The sequence below is a fragment of the Aquimarina algiphila genome, assembly GCF_947494415.1.
In the GTDB taxonomy this organism is placed as follows: domain Bacteria; phylum Bacteroidota; class Bacteroidia; order Flavobacteriales; family Flavobacteriaceae; genus Aquimarina; species Aquimarina algiphila.
This window is the reverse complement of sequence record NZ_CANLVC010000008.1, coordinates 15,417-34,772: the sequence shown is the minus strand read 5'-3', so window position 1 is coordinate 34,772 and position 19,356 is coordinate 15,417. Positions and strand designations below refer to the sequence as shown.

The window sequence follows — 19,356 nt, the reverse complement described above, 5'->3', positions numbered from 1 at the left end:
ATTAAAAATGACTGTTAAAATCTTGATATAAATATCAAGCATAATTATTTAGAAATAAAAATGAGGCAGAAAATTAATAATTCCACCTCATTTTTCAATATTCTTAACAGTACTTTATTAGTTTTTATGCAGAATTACGACTTGCATTAATATTTCCGAATAGAGAACGGGTAACCATTTTCTCATAAATAACTAAGTCCTCTGGTTTTACATTATCATCTCTTCTTAATTCCTGAATTTTCTTGAGAGCATACTGTTGTATCGTAAGTAATGGCAATACAATATTTTCTCTAATATCAATAGATGCTTTCCCTGCAGGTTCATTTTGCATCAATTCTGAATATCCTGTCAATTTAAAAAGCAATCGTTTTGTTAATAGATATTCTTCATGAATAATATCCCAAAAAGCTCCATATTCTTCATCTTCTTTCATATAGGAAGTCAGTTCAAAAAATGATTTAGTAAGACTCATCATACTGTTACCGATTAAAGTTCTAAAAAAAGGAGACCCTTTATATAATGATTCAACTTTCTTAAACTCTCCTTTATCCTCAAATGCTTTTAATGCTGTTCCCACTCCATAAAAACCTGGTACATTTTGTTTTAATTGACTCCAGCTTCCTACAAACGGAATAGCTCGTAAGTCTCCAAAATCAAGAGTTGTACTTTTACTACGTTTAGATGGGCGGCTACCAATATTTGCTTTTCCATAATATTTTAAAGTACTCATATGTTCTAAGTACGGAAGAAATTTAGGATGACTTTTAAAATCAACATAAGTTTGATAACTTATATCTGCCAATTCTTGCATAGTCTCCTTATTCTCTTTAGAAAAAAGATTGCCTTCATTACTAGTCAATTGATTTTCTACTCCTGCACCAAGTAATTGTTCCAGATTATATTGACAAGAATCCAATGTCCCAAAATTAGAACTAATCGTTTGTCCTTGGACAGTTAACTGAATCTCTTCATCTTCGATAGTTGGCCCTAGAGATGCATAAAACTGATTTGTATTTCCTCCTCCTCTTGCCGGAGGTCCACCTCTACCATCAAAGAACACTACTTTTACATCGTATTTCCTTGAGATTTCAGTTAAAGCTTCTTTAGCTTTAAAAATTCCCCAGTTTGCCATAAGATATCCTCCATCTTTGGTCCCATCAGAGAATCCAAGCATAATAGTCTGTTTCATTCCTCTACGTTTCAGGTGCTCCATATATACTGGATTGCTATATAAAGATTCCATCACCTCATGAGAGACTTTTAAATCAGGAACCGTTTCAAAAAGTGGAATAACATCTACTGTTGGAGATTGCCAATCACATAATCTGATCATTGCAAAAGTTTCCATTACATTAAGTTCATTACCATTATTACTGATAATGTAACGGTTAGCCGCTCGCTCTCCATTATTTTGTTGAATGGTTTTTATAGCATAAATAGATTCTATTGTTGCCCTGGCAATATCATCATCAAAAATAGATGGATCTAACTTACCTTTTACTTTCGAAAGTACTTCGAACTGTTCTTCTGAAGATAGCGTGTCATAATTATCAGGAAAAAAACCTAATCCTAGCGCATTGGTTTTTTGTACTACTTCTGTAAGTACTTTATGATGAATTCTTGAATCCTGACGAATATCCAGAGTTCCAAAATGAAATCCAAAAATCTTTACTTTATTGATTACATCCTGTAACTCATCAAGAAACAAAGATTGATGCTGAGAAATCAACTCCTCCTTTATCTCTAACAATCCATTCATCAATGTTTCGATTGACAATGGTTCTGCTGTTTTTGCATAATAGAAATTCTCATACAATGCATGTTCTAAAACTGCAATTTTATCCTGAAGATTACCAAATGTAATTCTACGTTTTAACGATCGCATATCTCGATAATAATTTATCAAAATGGTCTTACGAAGCCTTTTAGCTACTTTCAAAGTAGTTTCTGTCGTTACAAACGGATTTCCATCTCTATCTCCTCCAGGCCAAAAACCAAGATTAATTAAATCATTTTCCAGATCTTCTCCTTCAAAAATGTTTTGTTGTACATAATTATAAATATTCCCTGCAGCATGATAAAATACATTTTCTAAATACCAAATCAAGCTTACTGCCTCATCATACGGAGTTGGCTTTTCTTTCTTAAAAAAAGCAGTTTTACCTAATTGCGCTAACAGTTTTTGAATTCTAGGAGAATCATTATCTCTAATTGCGGCATCTAAATCATGAATAATTCCTAATACTGTTCCTGGGTAAAATTGAGTAGGATGCGCAGTTAGTGTTGGACGTATCTTAAAACGTTTTAAATAATCTTTAAGTTCCTCTAATTGTCCTTTTGCCTGAGCCTCTTCCTTAATACTTCTTAATGTCCCTCGACCGTCCATATTATTAACTATAGGAAAAGCTGCATCTTCTATAGCATCAAATAATACTACCTGACGCTCGATATACTGGATAAATCTAAATAGTAAATCGTGTTTTTCGGTAGTCGATGGGTTATCCTGATAAAGATTGAAAAAATCTTCTACAATTTCAGTAGGATTATTATGCTCGTCGTATCCTTTTTCACATACTTCTTTAAACAGTGGTAATAAAACTCCTGTATTACTAATAGTATCAAAAGGTAATGTAATAAATATACTATTGTATATCTGATACTTTGCTAGAACATTCTCATTAAAACGTTCGATCTTTGGTTTTCTAGCCATGTGTGTGGTGGTAATATGGTTTTTGGTTAATATAACTTCTTTACTATCAAGAGGTTTCTATTCAACTCTGCCCTCCTAATCATTCAGAAGTTTTTCTTGAATTAAAAAACCCTCTAAGAAATTTTTCCTAAAGGGCTTATATTTATATTTAAAAAGTTATCCCTTTATAATTCCTGAAAAATAGAATGCATCAAGCGTTTCTTGTCATTAATACTTTCTTCTAATGAAATCATAGTTTCTGTACGGTACACTCCATCAATATCATCCAACTTAAAGATGATATCCTTAGCATGATTAGTATCTTTTGCTCTTACTTTACAGAAAATATTAAATTTTCCTGTTGTAATGTGAGCAACCGTAACATAAGGTATTTGATTAATTCTCTCCAAAACAAACTTGGTTTGAGAGGTGTTTTGAAGATAAATACCAACATATGCTATAAATGAATATCCTAATTTCTTATAGTCTAATGTTAATGAAGACCCTTCAATAATTCCAGCTTCTTCCATTTTTTTTACTCGCACATGTACAGTACCTGCAGAAATCAATAGTTTCTTTGCAATATCTGTAAAAGGTGTACGGGTATTTTCAATCAACATATCCAAAATTTGATGATCTACTTCGTCTAATTTAAACTTTGCCATAGTAATAATATTATTTTTCCCGATTATTTACATTGCAAATTTAGCAGAAAAATCAAGTATTCACACATTTTATTTTAACTTTTTGCTTGTTCTATTAAGAATAATTCAGAATCTAGGTAAAATTTTAACAGCTCTGCCTCTGGAACTATCTCTACTGTAACGTTTTCGTTACGTATTGCTCTTTTTTCACCAATAATCTCTCTATGTCCATAAAACTTTTGAAGATTATCGATTTTAACAATTTTAGGTATGAATTTGACATTATTTTTGGTTAATTCTTCCTTATACTGTATGGCGATATCAGTATTTTTTCCATTAAGAATAACATCCCTAACAATGATATCATAAAAACATTTTCCATTTTCTGGTATCAAATAATAATCTTTATATCCCTTTCCAGTAATTTCTGTTGTACTTATATAATGTAATGAAGTAATTAATGAAAAGAATATATATTGTCTTGTTGTTTCTCTATCGTAGTCATTAGGATAATGTCCAGATTCAAATAATATTGCTGGTATACCCATATATGATAATGTATCTCCTACACAATTTAAATTGAAACCATCATCATACCTCCCAACCTGATTTGGTATGCATTCTTGAAGCACCTCATTCATTTTTGCAATTACCTGCATAGCCTGTTTTCGACTTTTAGTTATTGAGCGCTTAGCATCTCCTGCTGGGGATAAAAATGATACTGTCGCAGGATAATTGGTTTCTCCTGCACTAAAAATAGTACGTTGCCCATGAAGGTTAAATCCAAAATCTGGCTTTATCTGTTGGATTAAGTCATTTAAAACAATACTTTCTTTCTGAGTCTTATTTTGGGCATCTCTATTAAGATCAATTTTATTGTAATTTAGCCTTGTATATGCCTTTGCTCCATCTGGACTTAAAATAGGTACAATATACAATGTACATTCTTTCAAAATAGCTGAAGCAATATTATTATTTGAATCTATAAGTAGATTAATAAGATCAAATATAGCTTTTGTAGTTGTACTTTCATTACCATGCATTTGTGACCAAAACAAAAGTTTCTTAGGTCCAGTTCCCAAAGTTATTAAATGTATTGGAGCGTTATTTTCTGAAGAACCTATTTGTCTAAGGTCAACTTTTTTTGATAATTCATCCAAAAGAGGGCTAATGTGATCTAAACAAATGTAGCGTCCAAATAAGGAAGGTTCTTTATATAAAGTAAACCAGTTTTTTAATGTATCAATATTCATAGTACGTATTAGAAGGTAACGAAATTACTATAGTTTGTTGAGGATTCATAACAAATAAAAGAATTAGTTACATATGTAAACTAGGATAAGGTTTACAATTGTAAAAAGAAGACATTTACATTTGTAAACAATAGTTTTTGTTCCATATGTTTACAATGGTAAACAGTTTGTTTTTAGTAGTTTCCAATTGTATAATAGTTATTAGTAAATTAATTAAAGTATTTTTATGATATATTATAAAATTATATAAATGAGATTATTAAGAGCATTTACCTAAACAAATTATTAAAGCGTAGAGCTCTTTGATTTACAATTGTAAACTATACTTCTGACCAAAATTGTTTACCTTTGTAATCAATATTTATTCTAAAACTCGTTTACAATGGTAAACAATAAAGACTTTGGTAAAAGAATTCAAAAAGTAATGGATTATTATGGCGTATCGGCTTCATCCTTTGCAGATTATATGGGAGTAGGTCGCTCTTCTATTTCTCATATTCTTAGTGGGCGAAATAAACCTAGTTTAGACTTTGTTATGAAAATAGTTGATGCCTATAGTGATGTAGAGTTACAATGGTTATTATATGGAAAAGGAACATTTCCTAAATCAGAAAATACCATTGTAGAAGAAAAAAAAACTATTTTAGAACCTCCTACTGATACACAAGAAACTTCTACTCCAATTATAGATACAGAACAAGATTTATTCTCACAGTCATCTTCAGAAAAAGAAAATGTTCAACAAAATATATCTTCCCCTGAGAAGGTTTCGCGAGTTATTTCTTCAGAAGGTGAAATCAATCGTATTGTGATTTTCTATAAAGATGGCACCTTTACTTCTTATCAAATGAAAAAATCTTAACAACTTTTTTCTTCCTGCCTATTAACTTTATCGAAATAGATTTATTTTCGTTTTTCATTTAAAGTCATCATGAAACGAATACTCTTATTATTCTTTTGTTTACTATTGACAATCAGCTGTCAGCAAGAAGAACGTGATTGTTTAAATTTTCATACGGGAACATTTGAATTTGAAACCTTATTAGATGGTGAATTAGTAAAAACTACGTTTATTCGCGATGGAAAAATAGAAATAGATTATTTCAGAGGAAAGACTGATACTTCTAGTGTTAGATGGATCAATGATTGTGAATATATTGTACAAAAACTGCATCCAAAAAGTATGGCAGAAGAAAAAGCCATACATATGAAAATCTTATCTACAGATAAAAACACTTACACTTTTGAATACGGACTTGTAGGTGCAACTAATAAAGAACGAGGAACTGCAAAAAAAATAAAATAATGTTAGAAATTTTCACATCGGCTGATGCCTGGGTAGCTTTACTTACACTTACTTTTCTAGAAATTGTACTTGGTATTGATAATATAATATTTATCTCAATAGCTTCTAGTAAATTACCTGAAAAACAACAGAAAAAAGCTACGAATATAGGGTTAATGTTGGCTATGCTAATGCGTATTGTTTTACTGTTTGGGATTTCATTACTAGTCGCTATGGAAGCTCCTTTTTGGCACATCAACCTGCCGTGGATAGAAGCTGGTATAAGTGGTCAAGCTTTAATTCTGTTTGGAGGAGGTATTTTCTTATTATATAAAAGTGTACATGAAATTCATGAAAAAGTAGATGAAAAAGGTGAAGAGGAGAAAGAAATCGAAGCCAAAAGTTCAACATCATTATCTAACGCTATTGTACAAATTACATTGATTAATGTTGTTTTTTCTTTTGATTCTATACTTACAGCGGTTGGTATGACAAACGGATTAAGTGAGAATCCTAATGATGCTTTATTACTCATGATTATCGCTGTCGTTATCTCCGTTTTAATCATGATGTTATTCGCGACCCCTGTTGGGCGTTTTGTAAATAAACATCCATCGGTTCAAATTCTTGGACTTTCATTTTTAATCCTTATTGGATTTATGTTAATTGCAGAAGCAGCACATTTAGCTCATTTGCAAATATTTGATAGTGAAGTAGGTACGATACCTAAAGGGTACCTTTACTTTACCATAGCTTTTTCTTTATTTATTGAGTTTTTAAACTTTAAATTGCGCAAAAAAAATAAAAAAACAACTAGTTAAAAAGAAAAATAGAATACTAATTATATGAACTCTTTAAGTTTATAAAAAATAAAATTATCATGAAAGAGAATATAACAGTATTGCTTTTTCTTGTTTCTATATCAATTTTTGGACAACAAGATATCATAGAAAAGATAAGTCAAGATGTCTGTATTTGTTTTACAGAAAATAAAGGTGATGACACCAGTATATTAGAAAAGTGTTTTACAAAACATATTGATACTTATAAAACCGAGTTAGATAAGTTAATTGATAAAAATTCATCTGTTCCAGAATACAAACAAGGTCAGGAATTAGGGAAGAAGATATTTTTTGAAATGCAACAGAATTTAGTCAAAAATTGTGATGCATACTTCAATTACTTTGATAATCTAAGAGCGCAGTCAATTCTTGCAATGAAAAAAAAGTACAGTCAATCTAAAGTGCAATCCATTAATGTTAAGCTCTCAGAAAACAAAACAATTGATTTGCTTTGGGAGCGAGCTAATTTATATTTTGCCAACAATGATTTAATAAAGGCAGAAATTGATTACAAAGAATGTCTTACAATGAATCCAAATCATGTGCCTAGTATGTTTTTTTTAGGATGGCTCTATGAAAGAAAACAAAACTACAACAAGGCACTCGAAATTTATCAATCTATTTTTGATGCAACAAAAAAACAAGAAATCGTATTATTTATGGAACTTGTAAAAAGAAAATCTAAATAATTGACAGCTCTCATTTGATTTAAAAAAATACAATTAAGATATAGAAATAACTTATACTCTACTCTTTTCTAAGACAACAAATCTATGTCTAACTAAAAATAATGGGGCAATCAAATAATATAACTGTACGAAAAGCAATCCATTCTGAAATGGATTGGATAAACATGAAATATAAGGAGGTGGATTTTACTTCATCTAATTTTGATACCGAAGATATCGTTATTGCTGAGATCGAAAATCAAAAATGTGGATTAGGGAGATTAACCAAAATCGATGCTGATCATTTAGAATTAGGTGGCATTTATGTATTTAGTAAATATCGTGGTTTAGGAATTGCAGATGCTATAGTAAAAAAACTATTAGAACTTACAACTCCTGAGAAAAGAGTTTGGTGTTTACCTTTCAAAAATCTCAAAAGCTTTTATTCAAAATTTGATTTTGTAGACTATCAAAAATATAATTATCAAATTCCTGATAAGGTGTTTTCAAAATATCAATGGTGTAACTCTACATATGACAAAGAAGTTCTATTGCTCGTAAAATAAGAGTTTCAATAAATATAAGTGATGTAGAATTATCATAATTATAATATTTTAGGCATTTTTGTATTTCTAAAAAACTTATCAAATATTAGTCTTGAATATGAGTCTTGAAAGAGAATTACTTAAACGTAGCGGATCTGTATGTGAATTATCAGGAGAAACTGAAAATTTAAAAGTTTATCAGGTTCCAAAATCTCCTGGAACCGGTATAGATGCTCATATTCTTATTTCTCAAATTTGTTTAGATCAAATTGAAAACCCAGAAAGTATAGACCCTAATCACTGGCGTTGTCTTAATGATAGTATGTGGAGTGAAGTTCCTGTTGTACAGGTAATGGCCTGGAGAATGCTAAATAGACTAAAATCTGAAGGTTGGCCTCAAGATTTACTTGATATGCTATATCTAGATGAAGATAGAATGGCATGGGCTGCAGCAACGGGTGAAGGTGATGACCCAGATGAGGCTATAAAACATTTAGATGCTAATGGAGCACTTTTACAAACAGGTGATTCTGTTGTTTTGATAAAAGACTTGGATGTCAAAGGAGCAAATTTCACAGCAAAAAGAGGTACAGCTGTTCGTAATATCTCGCTAGTGCATGACAATCCTGAACATATAGAAGGACGTGTAAGTGGCCAACACATAGTAATCCTTACTAAATTTGTCAAAAAAACATAATAGATTACTTTAGATATATTACTTAAAAGGCCGGCCTCCTAATCAATTTATTATTCTACGAATAGGTACTGGCATTTCTATATTTTCTTCTAAAAATCTTTTATGCACATTTTCTTTGAGTTTACATTTCATTTTAAACTCCTTAAAAGGCTCCGAAATCCATACATATGCCCTAACATGAACATAAGATTCATGAACATCAATTACACGAACTTCTGAAACAACCTTATTTTCTTCTTCTTTAAACTTAGCGATATATTCTAATTTTGCTGCTTCTTCTAAAATAATTTTTCGAACCACATCCACATCTGCTTTTAATCCTATTTTAAAATTATTAAAACTAAGTACTTTGCTATCCTCAATAGTATGATTTAGAATGGATTCTGTGCTAATTATAGAATTTGGTATGATTAATCTCTTGTTTTCAAACGTATTAATTACTGTATGTCTAAGTGTTATATCGACAACAATACCAACTCGTTCAAGGTCTAATTTGATATAATCTCCTATCCTAAAGGGTTCAAACAAAACAATAAAAACTCCGGCGATAAGGTTAGATATTGCTGCCTGAGCTGCAAAACCTATAATTGCAGCTAGAATACCTGCTCCAGAAAATATTAGTGTAGCCTGTCTTCTTAAAAAAGGAACAGTTCCAACAATAATCACAAAAGCAATGATAATAAAAATGAAACGTATTGAGTTTTTTACAAATTTTAGTTTTGTGACATTATAACTCCCTCGTTTTTGTCTTCTATTTAAAAAAAGAATTAATAACCACTTAACAACCAAAGAAATACCCCAACTGATCAGAATAATAATAAAAGCGTACAGAATAACACCTTCTATATCTTCTACATTGATATATTTTTTAATTAATTCTGTCACCTAAGAATTGTGTAATCTAAAACAATGTCGGTTGCTCATTATCATCATCTACTTCTGTGGTTCCGTTAGAATCAGAAGAAGAAACATTCTCTTCTTCTATTACCTCTATTTCTTCTGCCGGTAATGCTTCTGGCTCATCATATGGTAAAGATTCTAATAAATTGATCTGTCTTACCTTATGTGTAGTTAACTGATTTCCTAGTGCTTTTGCCCCCTTAATAGCAATAAATTCTTCAAGATTTATTTCTTCATTCGGGCGTTGGTCTTTTCCTCGAAGCTTAGTAAATACCATTTCTGCAATAGGTCTATAATCTGTAGATACTACTTCCAAAAATGATTTAGGATGCTCTGTAATAAACATTTCTTCTCGTTCAGGACTATCTATAAGAAAACGTTTAACATAATATCTTTCTTTTTCTCCATCCCAATAAATCGCAGATATTGGTTTTTTTGGTTTCCATTTTTCCAGAACGATCATATCTGAATTAAAATGCAGTGTCATCTCTGGGATAATTGTTTTTGCTATACCTTTTTGAGTAATCACCAGTAAACGATCTTCTCCTCTAAATTCACCTAACAATTCTCCTCTTCCATCAACATTAAGACGTTGCACAGAGTCATCAAACCATATTTTTCGTGGCTTTAAGGTAGAGACTCCTTGCTCTTTGAGCTCTACTCGCTTAATATTGTATTTGGTAACTATATTTCCTTTTACCCCTCGACCTTTTATCAATAAATCTGAAAAATCCAGATCAAATTTTAGTTTTTTAATACTTCCTGCCTGACGTAAGAAAATAGTAATCACTTCGGCTTCGCCATTAGGGTTTGCAGAAAAATATATGACTTTTGAAGATTTTTTACCTTGTGCCAAATCATACTCTTTATCTCGAGTTACCCCTGTAACAGCAAAACGTTTTACATAAGACGAACCTCCTTTACCATCTTGATAAATCATATTATAAATGGTACGCTTATCCTTTTTCTTAAATACTGCTACATGAATAATATTTTTGCCAATAAAGGTTTTTGCTCCCACTTTGGTTATCATCAATTTTCCCTCACCTGTAAAACAGATAATATCGTCAATATCTGAACAATCTGCTACATATTCATCCTTTCGCAGAGAAGTACCTATAAAACCTTCTTCACGATTTACATATAGTTTTGTATTACGAATAACAACTTTGGTAGCCTCAATATCATCAAAAATCCTGATTTCGGTTTTACGCTCTTTCCCTTTTCCGTATGTTGTCTTTAATCTTTTAAAATAATCAATTGCAAATTCTATAAGGTGTTCTAAATTGTATTTTACCTTTGCAATATCCTCTTCCAGAGCTTCTATTTTTTGCTGGGCTTTATCAATATCAAATTTTGAAATACGTTTAATTCGAATCTCAGTTAGGCGTACAATATCTTCCTCTGTTACTGCTCGCTTCAAATGTTTTATATGAGGTTGTAACCCTTTATCTATAGCTTCTATAACCCCTTCCCAAGTATCTACCTCTTCAATATCACGATAAATACGGTTTTCAATAAATATTCTTTCTAAAGATGCAAAATGCCATTGTTCCTGAAGTTCTTCAAGTTGAATTTCTAACTCCTTTTTGAGTAATTCTACTGTATTATCAGTAGAACGACGCAGCATTTCTGACACTCCAATAAAATTAGGTCTGTTGTCCTCAATGACACAACCTAATGGTGAAATAGATACTTCACAATTTGTAAATGCATATAATGCATCTATTGTTTTATCAGGAGAAATTCCTGAAGGAAGATGTATTAATATCTCTACCTTTGCGGCAGTATTATCTTCAATTTTTTTAATTTTAATCTTTCCTTTTTCATTTGCTTTAAGGACAGAATCAATTAAACTAGTAGTTGTAGTAGAGAAAGGAATCTCATCAATGACCAATGTGTTTTTATCAAATTGAGCAATTTTTGCACGTACCCTTACCTTACCGCCTCGATTACCATCATTATAATTTGTAAAATCAGCGATTCCTGAAGTAGGAAAATCAGGTAAAATAGTAAATCTTTTACCCTGTAAATGCTTAATTGAAGCTTCAATTAATTCTATAAAATTGTGAGGAAGGATTTTTGTACTTAATCCTACGGCAATTCCTTCTGCGCCTTGTGCTAATAACAAAGGAAATTTAACCGGCAGATTAATGGGTTCTTTCTTTCTCCCATCATACGATAATTGCCAATCTGTAACTTTAGGATTATAAACTACATCTAGTGCAAATTTAGACAAACGTGCTTCAATATACCTGGATGCAGCCGCTCTATCACCGGTAAGTATATTACCCCAGTTTCCTTGCATATCAATTAGTAACTCTCTTTGCCCTACTTGTACCATAGCATCAGCAATACTAGCATCACCATGAGGATGATACTGCATCGTATGTCCAACAATATTAGCTACTTTATTATATCTACCATCATCCAGATCCTTCATAGAATGAAGAATACGACGTTGTACTGGTTTCAAGCCATCTTCTATTGCGGGTACTGCTCGTTCCAGGATTACATAAGATGCATAATCCAGAAACCAATCTTTATACATTCCTGTAACTTTAGTAATCACCTCTTGCGGCTGGTGATCTTCTGGAGTTAAATCGTGATCTAGTTCTTCGTTTTCGTTTTCCAAATCTATATATAATTTAGGGGCACTTTAATAATTACAACTCTTCCTCTACTGTATCCAATTCTACTTTTAGGTTATCAATAATAAACTCTTGTCGTTGTGGTGTGTTTTTTCCCATATAAAAAGACAGTAATTCTTCTATTGATTTTTCTTTATCCAACATTACCGGATCAAGACGTATGTCATCTCCAATAAAATGTACAAATTCATCAGGTGAGATTTCACCTAATCCCTTAAATCGAGTAATCTCGGGTTTCCCTGACAATTTTGCGATAGCATCTCTTCTTTCCTGTTCAGAATAACAGTAAATGGTTTCTTTTTTATTACGTACCCTAAACAATGGTGTTTGCAGTATGTACAAATGTCCTTCTTTTATAAGTTCTGGAAAGAATTGTAGGAAAAATGTAATCAATAATAACCTAATATGCATTCCATCAACATCGGCATCAGTAGCAATTACAATATTGTTATATCTTAAATCTTCTAAAGATTCTTCAATATTTAATGCAGCTTGCAACAAGTTGAATTCTTCATTTTCGTACACAATCTTTTTACTCATATTGTAGCTATTGAGGGGTTTTCCTCGTAAACTAAATACTGCCTGGGTATTCACATCTCTGGATTTGGTAATAGAACCACTTGCCGAATCTCCCTCTGTTATAAACAATGTACTTTCAAGATTACGATCCTTCTTACTATCAGTAAGATGAACACGACAATCTCTTAATTTTTTATTATGTAAACTAGCTTTCTTAGCTCTCTCCCGAGCCAGTTTACGAATCCCGGATAAGTCTTTACGTTCTCGTTCTGCCTGTAAGATTTTACGTTGTAAACTTTCTGTTGTATTAGGATTTTTATGTAAGAAATTATCTAATTTAGTTTTTACAAAATCGTTAATATAGGTTCTCACTGTTGGTAAGTCTCCTCCCATATCGGTAGATCCTAATTTTGTTTTTGTTTGACTTTCAAAAACAGGTTCCATAACCTTAATACTTATGGCAGATACAATAGATTTACGAATATCACTCGCTTCATAATTCTTACCATAATATTCTCTGATGGTTTTTACAACAGCTTCCCGAAATGCAGCTTGATGTGTACCTCCTTGTGTTGTGTGTTGCCCATTTACAAAAGAATGATATTCTTCACTGTATTGTGTTTTACTATGGGTAATCGCGATTTCAATATCATCTCCTTTTAGATGTATAATATCATATAAACGATCCTCTGTATTTATATTATCAGCAAGTAAATCTCTTAATCCATTTTCTGAAAAATATTTTTCTCCATTAAATATGATGGTTAATCCAGGATTAAGATATACATAATTCTTAAGCATTTTGGCTACATATTCTGAACGGTATTTGTAGTGCTTAAAAATAGTATCATCTGGAACAAAAGAGACTTTGGTTCCTCTTCTTCGCGAAGTTTCATCCAGTGTTTCCTGGTTGGTTAAATTTCCTTTTTCAAATTCTGCAGAAGCTGATTTACCATCACGAGTAGATTCAACTCTAAAAAAAGTAGATAACGCATTTACCGCTTTGGTACCAACTCCATTTAGTCCCACCGATTTTTTAAACGCGCGAGAGTCATACTTCCCTCCCGTATTCATTTTTGAAACCACATCAACCACTTTTCCTAAAGGAATTCCACGACCATAATCTCTTACGATCACCTTATCTCCTTGAATAGAAATTTCTATAGTTTTACCAGCACCCATTACATATTCATCTATCGAATTGTCGAGTACTTCTTTTAATAAAATATAAATTCCATCATCTGCAGAAGATCCATCTCCTAACTTACCAATATACATTCCAGGTCGCATACGGATATGCTCCTTCCAGTCGAGGGATCGTATATTATCTTCGGTATATTTGGTTTCCTTGCTCATAAATTTTGGGTAGAATGCCTGCTAATATAAGGCTTCACTTATTAAATTAAAATAGCCATCCTACAAAGTAATTAACAAATGCATAACGAATTTTGTTGATTATTTGGTATCCAGTGAATTGATAAATTATACCTAATAATTTTAAGATCTAATAATAAGGAAACAAAAATGGTAAAAAACACCTTAAAAACACGTAAAAATACGTATAGACTCTAGTGTGCTTTGCTTCATACATTTGTTTAGCGAAAAAACTTCCCTCAAAACCAATATAAAAAACACTAAACAAAAAATACGAATTGGAAAACAAAAACACACAAAATCATGAAAACACTGTCAATTTATTTTTTACTTTTTTCATTCTTATTATTCTCAAGTTGTAGTAATGATGATAATTTTATCCCAGAACCTGAACCTGAACCAATTGCAGAGCCAGAACCTGAACCAGAACCAGAACCTGAGCCGGAACCAGATCCTATACCCGCTGCTGATATCATCGGAACAGTAGATTTATTTGACGATGATCAAAGTATGGTTGATAACTCTGGTATGTCTGTAAGTATAGAAGGAAGCGATCCATTAATTACTACCACAACAGATCTCAATGGCAATTATTCTTTAAAAGATGTTCCTTTTGGCACATATAATTTGGTATTTGAGAAAGAAGGTTTTGGGATCCACAAAATTTTTAATATCGAGCATAAAGATGAAGGAGAATTTACATTAATGGCCAATGTCCTTAAATTAGGTCAAATATCTAATAGCATGATAACTGCTACTTCTGTTAGAATAGAAGGCAATTTTATTATACTTAATATAAGTCGACCCATGACAGAGAATCTTTTGGTAAAAAGAATACGAATTTTTTATCATAAAAGTGATGATGTAAGTAATGAGGTGTATACACAGTTCTCTCCTATTATTGGTACTACTGGCAATCCGGCCAATTTAACATTCTCTATTTCATTTTTCAGATCACTAGGCTTCGAATCTGGAGAAACCTTATGGTTTAAAGTATATGGAGATAACTTTTATAGTAATTCTTATGAAGACCCTGATCTGGGAAGAACTGTATTCCCCAATGTCAACACCAATACTGTGGATGCAATTTCAGTTGTTATTCCATAAAACCAACTTAACAAAACGAAATCTAACTCATTAAAAACCGTCTATGATTTAAAATCATAGACGGTTTTTAATGAGCATTGTAAATAATCACATCCTTATTAAATAGTAATGAGGTTCAAAAAAGCTTCTCCAAAATTTACAATAAAGTTATTGATATTCTTTTAATAGTTCTTTATCGGTTCATTAGTACATTATGCTAAAGAATTGTTATTAAAGGTCTAAATAATTTATTTCCTTTTTACCTTTAATCTCTTATTATCAAACTATTCTTTATAAAGAATAATTAACTATTACTTCATAATTTAAAATTCAAGAATGAAAAAAATAATCGTTTTACTATCAATCTTATTTTTGTCTATACACAGTTTTGCACAAGATATTAGTAACTGGAAACTCATCTATCATAATGATAAAGACGGAAAAGCCTTAGAAGGAAAAATTGAAACCCTTATTAAAGCTGTTCGAAATGGAGAAAAAATACGTGTATATTGGTCATCACAAAGACGAAGTGATAAAACCAAAAAAGTTGAGCATTTTACTGATGCAAAATTTTTAACCATATTAAGTGACACCATTGTTTTTGCACAAATAGATCCTATAATTGGGCAAACGCCAAGTTATGACACACAAACTGTAAAACTAAAAGAAAACCTGGAATGGTCGCTAATAGCAGCAACAAATGGCAAATCTGATACAATGATGCGAAATGTAGTTACAGGAGAAATATTAGGACATCGTTTGGTACCATTTGCTATTAAATGGTATGTAAAACGTTAAATTTCTCTTTTGGAAACAGGTATTATTTATGTAACAAAAATCTAATTAAATTGAATATAGGCACTACAAAATATAATGTAAGAGAGTCTAATCAGAATGAGTTTGAGGAAATAGGAGAATTAATGGTTAATGTATATTCTCAATTAGAAGGCTTTCCGAATAAAAATGAGCAACCAAACTATTATTCAATGCTTGCTAATATTGGAAATTTAACAAAAAACCCAAAGACTAAGCTATTGGTAGCCGTTTCTCCTAATGGAAAAATTGGAGGGAGTGTGGTTTACTTTGGTGATATGAAATACTATGGCTCGGGAGGTACTGCCACAAAAGAGAAAGACGCAGCGGGCTTTAGGCTGTTAGCGGTTGATGTAAATACCAGAGGCAATGGCTTAGGCAGGCTCTTGACTGAAGCTTGTATAGAAATAGCGAAAGATGAAAATCAAAATCAGATTATAATTCACTCAACAAAAGCAATGCAAATTGCATGGAAGATGTATGAGAATATTGGATTTAAAAGGTCTGAAGATTTAGATTTTAAACAAGGAGAACTACCTGTTTTTGGTTTTCGACTAATGTTATAGTATAAAAAAAGCCCTTTAAAAGGGCCTTTTTTTATACTATAAGGAATAGTTATCCTTTTAACCACGCATCCCTAAGCGTGGATTTTTGTTTTGATGCTGCTGTATCTGCTTTAAGTTTTTTACCATTTGTAAAAGACTTAGTTACTTTAGTTTTTATAACAATATCCTCTCCTGCTCTATTTAACTTTACTTCGACATCATCTCCTTCTTGCCATTGAAAAGTTGAACCCAATACACTATTTGCATTCTGTAAGGTTAGTTTTGTACCGTTTACCTCTACGATATCGTCATTAGGCTTCACTCCATTATCTGCCCAGAAACTGTTATCTGAAACTAAATCAGTAAAAAAGATAGTGCCTTTTTCTTGATTACCAGCAACAATTAACGCTCCCGAATTTTGAATATAATTTGTTTCCACTTTTTCAGACGCTACAGAAAGCCCTACTTTATTAAAGAAATCCTCATAATTAATTGGTGTTTTTCCTTCTACGTGTTTTTTCAAGAATTCACCAATCGATGGATACGTCATGGCAGTAATTTCTTGAATAATTTTGTCATCTTCAAAAGGTTTGTTTTTCCCATATTTTAAAGATAATTCTTTCATCAAAGATAAAATACCTCTCGTACCATTACTTTCTTCTCGCATCAAAATATCGATACACATTCCTATGAGTGCTCCTTTTTCATATACATTAACATAATTGGACGCGTATGGTTCTTCTAAAATATTCTCACTCATTACCGTAAAACTCATTGTATCATCAAATCCATTTGCACTTTGAATTTTACCCATTACTTTATCATAAAACTCTTGTTCTTCTACCAAACCTTGATTTACTTGAAATAAAGTAGCAAAGTACTCAGTTACTCCCTCATACATCCATAAGTGTTTTGAAAAAGTCGGTTTATTATAATCAAAATAATGTACATCTTCAGAATGCACGCTAAGTGGAGTTACAATATGAAAAAATTCGTGAGATACTACATCTATCATAGCCGAAGCAAGAGCCTCATCTGGCATTTGCTCTGGCAAAACAACAACAGTAGACGTATGATGTTCTAACGCTCCAAACCCTGTTGGTGAATCTTCAGTTCCCTCTGCTAGATAAAGATAAATATCATATCGAGGGGTACTATTAATATCTCCAAGGTATGCTTTTTGTCCTTTCATCATTTTAAATACAGTCTCTTTTATTTTTGCTGCGGTATGTACTTTATTCGGAGAATATATACTCAAAACAATTTTAATATCTCCAACCATAAATTCCTCGACATCAAGATTACCATACATCATTGGATTATCTGTTACCTCAAAATATCTAGCTGCAAAATACTTATCTGTAGTAACCTTACCATCTTCACTAGTTTCTGATCCTACTTTTTGTAGCGCAGATGTCCTTTTCATATCTGTTGGTGCTTTTACATCCAAAGCATACTGATTGTTTTTTAAAACATCAAAATACCCAATAAATCCATGAAGGTTTAATACGTAATTTCCTGGTTCTGTATTAGTTCCTGATGGGGAAAAAGGAGTACCGACATCTGTATTTTCAATATCATAAGTATCATTTACTAAATACGTTATTTTATCAAGTTGTTTAGCATTTGGTATTAACCATATATTAGTATCCTTTTTCTCGATATTAATTTCATTCCCTTCATAATCAAAAGCTTTAACCTCATCAACAAACTTTCCAAAATCACTAACGGCATAGGTTCCCTGAACTACTTTAGGAATATAGTACTTTACAGAATCTTGGGTAAAACGTCCCGGATCTATTGTAACCGGTATTTTATCTTCTTTAACTTGAGTTAAGTCAATAGCTGTCGCTATAGGTGAGTTTGTTGCAATATCATTGGATAGGTTCTTTGTTCCACATCCAATTAGTAATACACCAATTGAAATCTTGGCTAATGTGTTCTTCATTGTATAAAATTAACTATTTACTATTTCTAGACTAAAAAAAAAGTTGAGTGTTTCAACTTTAATAGCGCAAATTATACATTTTGTGTAGACTTTGGCTTATTTTTAGCACTTTTTATAACAAAACCTCAATTTTGGACTTAATAATTGATAATCATCGATTACGACTCTCTACAACAATCGATTTAATTGACAAGAGAAAACCGACATTTATTTTTCTTCATGATTCTCTAGGATGCAATGAATTATGGAGAGATTTCCCTCAGAAACTGGCTTCTGAAACAGGATATAATGCTATTTCTTATGACAGGCAGGGATATGGCCAATCAGAGCCTTTTACAATCTTAGAACGTGATCATAACTATTTAAAAAAGGAAGCACAGACGTTAGGAAAAATAATAAAACATTTATCGTTAAAAAATGTAATCTTATTTGGTCATAGTGATGGCGGAAGTATCGCACTCCTTGCAGCCGCATTATTTCCTGAAAGTATAATTGGTATTATTACAGAAGGAGCTCATGTATTTGTAGAACAAGAAACTATTAATGGTATTAAAGCTGCCATTGAAGCCTATAAAAATACAAATCTTAGGGAAAAATTAATAAAATATCATGGAGATAAGACTGATGACGTTTTTAGAGTATGGACCAAAACCTGGTTATCCAAATCATATCAATCCTGGAATATTGAAGAATATTTACCACACATCATCTGTCCATCATTAATAATCCAAGGTAAAAAAGATGAATATGGCACAATTGATCAAGTAAATGCTATTGTAAATACAACTAAAGGAAATTCAACATCATTACTAATTCCTGAAGTAGGTCACACTCCGCATCGGGAAAATCCTGAAGTTGTTATTGGTGAAACTATAAAGTTTGTAAGAAATTTATAAA

At 31.7% G+C, this 19,356-nt stretch carries 17 protein-coding genes; 10 read left to right on the top strand and 7 right to left on the bottom strand.

Features of this window, described 5'->3' with window-relative positions; translation table 11 throughout:
• Positions 1-124: 124 nt before the first annotated feature.
• The 3 genes from PQF96_RS17790 to PQF96_RS17780 all read right to left on the bottom strand — a co-directional run bounded on the left by PQF96_RS17790 (position 125) and on the right by PQF96_RS17780 (position 4,586).
• On the bottom strand, positions 125-2,710 hold the full coding sequence (locus PQF96_RS17790; protein ID WP_271767658.1) for a phosphoenolpyruvate carboxylase: 2,586 nt from the start codon (positions 2,708-2,710) through the stop codon (positions 125-127).
• 164 nt (positions 2,711-2,874) lie between these two features.
• Positions 2,875-3,354 (bottom strand): Lrp/AsnC family transcriptional regulator, encoded by a 480-nt coding sequence (locus tag PQF96_RS17785; RefSeq protein WP_109437594.1) that lies wholly within the window; start codon positions 3,352-3,354, stop codon positions 2,875-2,877.
• Between the two features lie 74 nt (positions 3,355-3,428).
• Positions 3,429-4,586 carry a M14 family zinc carboxypeptidase gene (locus tag PQF96_RS17780; protein ID WP_143918111.1) on the bottom strand — a complete coding sequence of 386 codons (1,158 nt, stop codon included), beginning with the start codon at positions 4,584-4,586 and terminating at the stop codon, positions 3,429-3,431.
• A gap of 382 nt (positions 4,587-4,968) precedes the next feature.
• On the opposite strand from PQF96_RS17780, the gene PQF96_RS17775 reads away from it, so the two are divergent.
• The 6 genes from PQF96_RS17775 to PQF96_RS17750 all read left to right on the top strand — a co-directional run bounded on the left by PQF96_RS17775 (position 4,969) and on the right by PQF96_RS17750 (position 8,623).
• The gene (locus PQF96_RS17775) at positions 4,969-5,448 is read left to right on the top strand and encodes a helix-turn-helix domain-containing protein (RefSeq protein ID WP_271767657.1); all 480 of its coding nucleotides are present in this window, start codon (positions 4,969-4,971) and stop codon (positions 5,446-5,448) included.
• Positions 5,449-5,517: 69 nt separating this feature from the next.
• The gene (locus PQF96_RS17770; RefSeq protein ID WP_109437597.1) at positions 5,518-5,892 is read left to right on the top strand and encodes a DNA topoisomerase IV; all 375 of its coding nucleotides are present in this window, start codon (positions 5,518-5,520) and stop codon (positions 5,890-5,892) included.
• The gene (locus PQF96_RS17765) at positions 5,892-6,692 is read left to right on the top strand and encodes a TerC family protein (RefSeq protein WP_109437598.1); all 801 of its coding nucleotides are present in this window, start codon (positions 5,892-5,894) and stop codon (positions 6,690-6,692) included. The genes PQF96_RS17770 and PQF96_RS17765 overlap by 1 nt, the downstream gene beginning before the upstream one ends.
• Before the next feature lie 59 nt (positions 6,693-6,751).
• Positions 6,752-7,402, top strand: a complete 651-nt coding sequence (locus tag PQF96_RS17760) for a tetratricopeptide repeat protein (RefSeq protein WP_271767656.1) — start codon at positions 6,752-6,754, stop codon at positions 7,400-7,402.
• A 101-nt stretch (positions 7,403-7,503) separates the two neighbouring features.
• Positions 7,504-7,947 carry a GNAT family N-acetyltransferase gene (locus PQF96_RS17755; RefSeq protein ID WP_109437600.1) on the top strand — a complete coding sequence of 148 codons (444 nt, stop codon included), beginning with the start codon at positions 7,504-7,506 and terminating at the stop codon, positions 7,945-7,947.
• 97 nt (positions 7,948-8,044) lie between these two features.
• A complete protein-coding gene (locus PQF96_RS17750) occupies positions 8,045-8,623 on the top strand; it encodes a PhnA domain-containing protein (protein ID WP_143918114.1) in 579 nt (192 codons plus the stop codon).
• A gap of 42 nt (positions 8,624-8,665) precedes the next feature.
• Here PQF96_RS17750 and PQF96_RS17745 read toward each other — a convergent pair whose 3' ends face one another.
• Genes PQF96_RS17745 through PQF96_RS17735 form a run of 3 tightly spaced genes read right to left on the bottom strand, consistent with a single transcriptional unit; the run spans position 8,666 to position 14,049 of the window.
• Positions 8,666-9,508 carry a mechanosensitive ion channel family protein gene (locus tag PQF96_RS17745; protein WP_109437602.1) on the bottom strand — a complete coding sequence of 281 codons (843 nt, stop codon included), beginning with the start codon at positions 9,506-9,508 and terminating at the stop codon, positions 8,666-8,668.
• Between the two features lie 16 nt (positions 9,509-9,524).
• A complete protein-coding gene (locus PQF96_RS17740) occupies positions 9,525-12,158 on the bottom strand; it encodes a DNA gyrase/topoisomerase IV subunit A (protein ID WP_143918115.1) in 2,634 nt (877 codons plus the stop codon).
• Positions 12,159-12,189: 31 nt separating this feature from the next.
• Entirely contained in the window at positions 12,190-14,049 is a 1,860-nt protein-coding gene (locus tag PQF96_RS17735; RefSeq protein WP_271767655.1) for a DNA topoisomerase IV subunit B, read from the bottom strand.
• 321 nt (positions 14,050-14,370) lie between these two features.
• Between PQF96_RS17735 and PQF96_RS17730 the strand changes: the two genes are divergently transcribed.
• The 3 genes from PQF96_RS17730 (at position 14,371) to PQF96_RS17720 (ending at position 16,532) form a co-directional block, all read left to right on the top strand.
• Positions 14,371-15,174, top strand: a complete 804-nt coding sequence (locus PQF96_RS17730) for a carboxypeptidase-like regulatory domain-containing protein (protein ID WP_208746812.1) — start codon at positions 14,371-14,373, stop codon at positions 15,172-15,174.
• A 315-nt stretch (positions 15,175-15,489) separates the two neighbouring features.
• On the top strand, positions 15,490-15,951 hold the full coding sequence (locus PQF96_RS17725) for a hypothetical protein (protein WP_271767654.1): 462 nt from the start codon (positions 15,490-15,492) through the stop codon (positions 15,949-15,951).
• A gap of 50 nt (positions 15,952-16,001) precedes the next feature.
• A complete protein-coding gene (locus PQF96_RS17720; RefSeq protein WP_271767653.1) occupies positions 16,002-16,532 on the top strand; it encodes a GNAT family N-acetyltransferase in 531 nt (176 codons plus the stop codon).
• A gap of 49 nt (positions 16,533-16,581) precedes the next feature.
• On the opposite strand, the gene PQF96_RS17715 is transcribed toward PQF96_RS17720, so the two are convergent.
• A complete protein-coding gene (locus PQF96_RS17715; RefSeq protein WP_271767652.1) occupies positions 16,582-18,459 on the bottom strand; it encodes a M61 family metallopeptidase in 1,878 nt (625 codons plus the stop codon).
• Positions 18,460-18,590: 131 nt separating this feature from the next.
• Between PQF96_RS17715 and PQF96_RS17710 the strand changes: the two genes are divergently transcribed.
• Complete coding sequence (locus PQF96_RS17710) at positions 18,591-19,355, top strand: alpha/beta fold hydrolase (RefSeq protein ID WP_271767651.1); 765 nt, start codon at positions 18,591-18,593, stop codon at positions 19,353-19,355.
• Position 19,356: the final 1 nt, after the last annotated feature.

What these genes read in the sequence shown, in the direction of transcription:
- PQF96_RS17760 (WP_271767656.1), top strand. Translation starts at nt 6,752, where the DNA reads ATGAAAGAGAATATAACAGTATTGCTTTTTCTTGTTTCTATATCAATT.
- PQF96_RS17765 (WP_109437598.1), top strand. Translation starts at nt 5,892, where the DNA reads ATGTTAGAAATTTTCACATCGGCTGATGCCTGGGTAGCTTTACTTACA.
- PQF96_RS17715 (WP_271767652.1), bottom strand. Translation starts at nt 18,459, where the DNA reads ATGAAGAACACATTAGCCAAGATTTCAATTGGTGTATTACTAATTGGA.
- PQF96_RS17790 (WP_271767658.1), bottom strand. Translation starts at nt 2,710, where the DNA reads ATGGCTAGAAAACCAAAGATCGAACGTTTTAATGAGAATGTTCTAGCA.
- PQF96_RS17770 (WP_109437597.1), top strand. Translation starts at nt 5,518, where the DNA reads ATGAAACGAATACTCTTATTATTCTTTTGTTTACTATTGACAATCAGC.
- PQF96_RS17755 (WP_109437600.1), top strand. Translation starts at nt 7,504, where the DNA reads ATGGGGCAATCAAATAATATAACTGTACGAAAAGCAATCCATTCTGAA.
- PQF96_RS17775 (WP_271767657.1), top strand. Translation starts at nt 4,969, where the DNA reads ATGGTAAACAATAAAGACTTTGGTAAAAGAATTCAAAAAGTAATGGAT.
- PQF96_RS17725 (WP_271767654.1), top strand. Translation starts at nt 15,490, where the DNA reads ATGAAAAAAATAATCGTTTTACTATCAATCTTATTTTTGTCTATACAC.
- PQF96_RS17750 (WP_143918114.1), top strand. Translation starts at nt 8,045, where the DNA reads ATGAGTCTTGAAAGAGAATTACTTAAACGTAGCGGATCTGTATGTGAA.
- PQF96_RS17780 (WP_143918111.1), bottom strand. Translation starts at nt 4,586, where the DNA reads ATGAATATTGATACATTAAAAAACTGGTTTACTTTATATAAAGAACCT.
- PQF96_RS17735 (WP_271767655.1), bottom strand. Translation starts at nt 14,049, where the DNA reads ATGAGCAAGGAAACCAAATATACCGAAGATAATATACGATCCCTCGAC.
- PQF96_RS17730 (WP_208746812.1), top strand. Translation starts at nt 14,371, where the DNA reads ATGAAAACACTGTCAATTTATTTTTTACTTTTTTCATTCTTATTATTC.
- PQF96_RS17785 (WP_109437594.1), bottom strand. Translation starts at nt 3,354, where the DNA reads ATGGCAAAGTTTAAATTAGACGAAGTAGATCATCAAATTTTGGATATG.